Source organism: Leptolyngbya sp. CCY15150 (assembly GCF_016888135.1).
Lineage (GTDB): Bacteria > Cyanobacteriota > Cyanobacteriia > RECH01 > RECH01 > RECH01.
Window position 1 is genome coordinate 1 of record NZ_JACSWB010000188.1, and the last position, 209, is coordinate 209.

General features: G+C 59.3%; 1 protein-coding gene. It reads left to right on the plus strand.

Features of this window, described 5'->3' with window-relative positions; genetic code table 11:
* The coding region (locus JUJ53_RS13840) for a helix-turn-helix domain-containing protein (RefSeq protein WP_204152628.1) at positions 1 to 209 on the plus strand (209 nt) is incomplete at both ends.

A 209-nucleotide genomic window follows, 5' to 3' on the forward strand; every position in this document is an offset into this window, starting at 1 on the left:
TACGAACTAGTCCGTGACTACAATGCCCATGGACCGCAGTGTCTCGGCGATGGTCGCCGTGAGAATCCTGGGGCTCCCCCGTTGCTGAGCGAGGAGCAACAAGCCCTGCTGTTGCAAGTGCTGCGGGGGGAGGCTCCCGACGGAGGATTATGGAATGGGCGCAAAGTCGCTGACTATCTGAGTGAACTCCTCGATCAACCGATCAGTCG